This window comes from Thalassobacter sp. (assembly GCF_982993085.1).
This window is the reverse complement of the sequence record NZ_CEZFMW010000203.1, coordinates 1-3,180: the sequence shown is the minus strand read 5'-3', so window position 1 is coordinate 3,180 and position 3,180 is coordinate 1. Positions and strand designations below refer to the sequence as shown.

At 59.7% G+C, this 3,180-nt stretch carries 5 protein-coding genes; 3 read left to right on the top strand and 2 right to left on the bottom strand.

Annotated elements, in window-relative coordinates; all coding sequences use genetic code 11:
* The coding region (locus AC4GMC_RS17900; protein ID WP_487880514.1) for a DUF1244 domain-containing protein at nucleotides 1-251 on the bottom strand (251 nt) is incomplete at its 3' end.
* A complete protein-coding gene (locus AC4GMC_RS17895; RefSeq protein ID WP_487877053.1) occupies nucleotides 244-1,002 on the bottom strand; it encodes an N-formylglutamate amidohydrolase in 759 nt (252 codons plus the stop codon). The genes AC4GMC_RS17895 and AC4GMC_RS17900, both read right to left, overlap by 8 nt.
* Before the next feature lie 136 nt (nucleotides 1,003-1,138).
* Between AC4GMC_RS17895 and pyk the strand changes: the two genes are divergently transcribed.
* The 3 genes from pyk (at nucleotide 1,139) to rpmI (ending at nucleotide 3,139) form a co-directional block, all read left to right on the top strand.
* Nucleotides 1,139-2,584 carry a pyruvate kinase gene (gene pyk / locus AC4GMC_RS17890; protein WP_038004335.1) on the top strand — a complete coding sequence of 482 codons (1,446 nt, stop codon included), beginning with the start codon at nucleotides 1,139-1,141 and terminating at the stop codon, nucleotides 2,582-2,584.
* Nucleotides 2,577-2,816, top strand: a complete 240-nt coding sequence (locus AC4GMC_RS17885) for a hypothetical protein (protein ID WP_487879165.1) — start codon at nucleotides 2,577-2,579, stop codon at nucleotides 2,814-2,816. Before pyk ends, AC4GMC_RS17885 begins: the two co-directional genes overlap by 8 nt.
* Nucleotides 2,817-2,938: 122 nt before the next feature.
* Complete coding sequence (rpmI, locus tag AC4GMC_RS17880) at nucleotides 2,939-3,139, top strand: 50S ribosomal protein L35 (protein WP_038004338.1); 201 nt, start codon at nucleotides 2,939-2,941, stop codon at nucleotides 3,137-3,139.
* Nucleotides 3,140-3,180 lie beyond the last annotated feature (41 nt).

Here is a 3,180-nt window from a genome sequence, read left to right as displayed (position 1 = left end):
GCCTCGGTCTGGTGCTTGGCCTTCCATTCGGACATGGGCATGCCGTAGTAGGTTTCACGCGCGGCGTCTTTGGTCATCTCGATGCCGTGTTCCGCCGCGGCTTCTTGGTACCAGCGCGACAGGCAGTTGCGGCAAAAGCCAGCGAGGTTCATCATGTCGATGTTTTGCGCGTCTGGGCGGTCTTCGATTAGGTGTTTGCGGAGACGGCGGAAGGCGGCGGCTTCGATTTCGATGCGGGTTTGGTCATCCATGGATAGGCTCCTTTAGTGTGGCGCGCGCGTGTTCGAGTAGCGGGGCGAGGCGGACGGCCCATGCCTTTTGTTGCGCGGCTGTTTCGATCAGGTCATTTCGGATTTCGATGAGTGTGTGCAGGCGGCCAGTCCGCAAACCATGCCGGTGCAGCGCGTCTTCGGGTAGGTGCCCGTGATAGGGTTCATTCACGCCGACGCACAGGTTTTCTTCGGTATCGAGGGCTTTGATCAGCGCACGTGAGAGCCGGTCGTCAGTGTCGGAAAACAGGACGCTGATTTCCCACGGGCGCGGCGCGCGGCCTTTGAGTTGGGGCGTGAAGGAGTGGATGGCAACGATGGCGGCGTCGGGGGTGGCATTGATCGTTTGTGCCAGCGTGTCGTGGTAGGGGCGATGATAGAGAGCAAGCCTCCGCTCACGCTCCGCCGTTGTCGCGTGACGGTTGGCCGGGATGATGGAGCCGTCGTACAGGCGCATCATCAATGTTGGGTCATCCTCGCCTCGGTTAGGGTCAATCACGAGCCGGGAATAGGTTGATAGCACCGCAGGCGCATTCAGGTGCGTCGCTAAATGGCGGGTGACGCCAGCAGCCCCCACGTCATAGGCAATGTGCCGCTCCATGTCCGTTTTGGGTAGGCCGAGGCAGCCGATTTCTTCGGGGATACGGTTGCTTGCATGGTCACACGTGATAACCCAGCTAGCAGTTGCCGGGCCGGGAAGCGTTTCATAAGGCGGGGAGAGGGCTCTTGTCATAGGGCTGATATAAAGGTCTTCTATGGCGGTGACCAGTTGTGCCTGACCCAGACTTCGGGCATTAAAGCGGAAATGTTTGCGCTAACATTTTGATGTGTTAGTCGTGTTTGAGACGAAATAAGAAGGAACGAGCAGAATGCGCCGGCATCGGAATGTGAAAATCGTGGCCACTTTGGGGCCCGCATCCAACGACTATCAGACGATCAAGGCGTTGTTTGAGGCGGGCGCGGATGTGTTCCGCCTGAACATGAGCCATGGTGATCATTCTGAAATCCGGGCGCGCCACGCGATGATCCGCGATCTGGAGCGTGATACCGGTCGGCCCATCGCGATCCTTGCGGATTTGCAGGGGCCAAAGCTGCGGTGTGGTGTGTTTGCGGGCGATAGCGCTGAGATAGAGGCAGGTGCGCCGTTTCGATTTGATCTGAGCGATGCGCCGGGCGATGCGACCCGAGTGCAACTGCCCCACCCCGAGATTTTTGAGGCGCTGCGCCCCGGTGCGACGTTGTTGGTGAACGATGGCAAATTGCGGCTCACCGTGGATGATTGTGGCCCCGATTTCGCGCAATGCACTGTTGTGATTGGTGGCACGATTTCCAACCGCAAGGGTGTGAACGTGCCTGACGTCGTGTTGCCCTTGGCGGCGTTGTCCGAGAAAGACCGCAGCGATCTTGAATTCGTATGTGAGCTGGGCGTCGACTGGTTGGCGTTGTCGTTCGTGCAACGCGCGGCCGACGTGGACGAAGCGCGTGACTTGGCAAAGGGCCGGGCTGCACTTTTGTCGAAAATCGAAAAGCCTGCCGCCGTTGAGGCCTTTGAGGAAATCCTCGCCGCGTCTGACGGCATCATGGTGGCGCGCGGTGATTTGGGTGTCGAATTGCCGGTGCAAGCCGTGCCCCCGATCCAAAAGCGGCTTGTGCGTCGTTGCCGGAGCGCGGCAAAACCCGTGATCGTCGCGACCCAAATGCTTGAAAGCATGATCGACAGCCCCATGCCTACGCGCGCTGAGGTGTCGGACGTGGCGCAGGCGATCTATGAGGGCGCGGACGCCATCATGCTGAGCGCGGAATCCGCCGCCGGATCCTATCCGCTGGAAGCCGTCAGCACGATGAACAACGTGGCTGTTGAGGTCGAGAGCGACCCAACTTATCGTGAGATTATTGAGGCCAGCCGGACTGCAACGCGCACGACGACAGCCGATGGCATCGTGGCCGCTGCGCGTGAAATTGCGGAAACCACTGACATCAAGGCGATCTGTTGCTTCACACACTCGGGCACCACGGCCGTCAAGGTGGCCCGCGAGCGGCCGCGCGTTCCAATCATCGCATTGACCCCCTTTGCCAATAGCGCGCGGCGCATTTGTCTGACCTGGGGCGTGCACACTGTCATCAGCCATGAGGTGGAGCGGTTCAAATTGGCCGTTGTATCTGCAGTGCGTGCCGCAAAAACGGCGGGCTTTGCGGAGGAGCAGGATCAGGTCGTCGTGACCGCGGGTATCCCGTTCAACCAAGTCGGCTCGACCAACATTCTGCGCGTCGCACCCTGTGACGAAAAGCTGATCTACGCAGGCGAGGGTGACTGAGCTACCGCCCATCGGCGACCCGGCACTGTTCATCGTTTTGATGACGGTGCTGATGGCGCTGGGGGCATCAAGCGTCATGTCCGGCTGGGCCTCGCGGCGGTTTCCGTGGCTTGGCGTGTTGGTCATGATCATCGGCTCATGCGGGTTTGCATGGGTCGGATCGCAAGAGGGGATCGCGCTCGACACGATCCCGGTGGCCTTTGTAGAAATTCTTGCGCGATTGATCCGGTAGGATCGTGCGCATTGTGCTTGCCAAACCTTCTGTGTCTCCGTAAAGGAGGCGCTCTAATCCGCGAGACCGGCGCAAGTGGCATGCCGAGTCGCGCGGCAACACGTATCCGATAGGAGACCGAAATGCCCAAGATGAAGACGAAATCGAGCGCCAAAAAGCGCTTCAAGATGACCGCCTCCGGGAAGGTCAAAGCTGGTCAAGCAGGCAAACGCCACGGCATGATCAAGCGCACCACCAAATTCATCCGTGACGCCCGTGGCACCACGACCCTGTCCGCTCCTGACGCACGTATCGTCAAGAGCTACATGCCCTACGACCGCTAAGCAGGAGTTCGAGATATGAGCCGCGTTACATCTGGTAAAGT